We start from the raw sequence: 1,166 nt of genomic DNA, 5'->3' as shown, positions 1-1,166 counted from the left end.
AGACGGCGCAGATCGGCGGCCCCGGGCGACAATAGCGCTCCAACACCGGCACCAGCGTGCCGGCCGCAATCTGCTCGCCGACCAGAAACGCCCCCACTTGGCACAGACCCGCCCCGGCGACGGCGGCATCCCGCAAGGCCTCGACGTTGTTGAAACGCATCCGGCCGCGCACCGGCTGTTCGTGCAGCTGGCCGTTGACCAAATAGCGCCAGGGCGCCGGCAGCCCCTGATGGCTGAAAACCAGCGTCTCGTGATCGCCCAACGCCTCCGGTTTTGCAGGCGTACCGTGCCGCGCCAGATAGTCCGGCGCCGCGCAGGTGATCAGGCGATGCGGCGCGAGCACTCGCCGCACCAGCCGGCTGTCGTCGCTGCCGCCGACCCGGATAGCTACGTCGATGCCGTCGCGCACCAGATCGCTGTACTCATCGGAGAAGCTGACGTCGGCGTCCACCTCCGGCCACTGTGCCAAAAACTCCCGTAAAATCGGCAGGATATGCAAACGCCCCAGCGAGACAGGCAGATCCAACCGCAGCCGCCCGCGCGGGGTTTGCCGCCGCGTATTGAGCGCCGTTTCCGCCTCTTCGGCCTGCGACAGGATGCGCTGCGCATACTCGTAAAACACCGCGCCGTCTTCGGTCAGGCTGACGCTGCGCGTGGTGCGCTGCAGCAGCCGGGTCGCCAATCGCTCCTCCAATCGGTTCACGCATTTGCCCGCCGCCGATCGGGAGATGCCCAGCCTCTCGGCCGCCAGCGTGAAGCTGCAGGCGTCGGCGACGCGGATGAACACCAGCAGGTCTGTCAGGTTATCCAACGGCATAGACGGTAAATTAGCCACGATTTGTCCCCAATGTTGCGCAATCAGGCCAGTTTATCAGCCATTTTGGCGCGGATACACTGAGGTTATTCATCTGTTGGGAGGATCCTTATGAATGCCTTACACGCCGACGGCGGCGCAAAACCCTGGCTGGCGACCTTCGCGGTCGGCCTGTCCACCTTTACCGTCGTCACCGCAGAAATGCTGCCCGTCGGGCTGCTGACTCCGATCGTCAGCACCTTGAACGCATCGATAGGCCGTGCCGGGCTGCTAATTTCACTGCCGGCCCTGTTCGCCGCGCTGTTCGCCCCGCTGGTGGTGCTGGGCGCCCGGCGCACGGATCGCCGCAGCC

The 1,166-nt window shown here is 65.4% G+C and carries 1 protein-coding gene and 1 pseudogene; one reads left to right on the top strand and one right to left on the bottom strand.

What is annotated here, in order from left to right; all coding sequences use genetic code 11:
* A partial coding sequence (locus AB0H42_RS35820; RefSeq protein ID WP_357064344.1) for a LysR family transcriptional regulator occupies positions 1 to 817 on the bottom strand: 817 nt, incomplete at its 3' end.
* Between the two features lie 108 nt (positions 818 to 925).
* Between AB0H42_RS35820 and AB0H42_RS35815 the strand changes: the two are divergent.
* A pseudogene (locus AB0H42_RS35815) lies at positions 926 to 1,166 on the top strand (MFS transporter); the annotation flags it as partial.

The sequence above is a fragment of the Nocardia sp. NPDC050799 genome (genome assembly GCF_040654015.1).
Classification (GTDB): Bacteria; Actinomycetota; Actinomycetes; order Mycobacteriales; family Mycobacteriaceae; genus Nocardia.
This window is presented reverse-complemented; position numbering and strand designations above follow the sequence as displayed.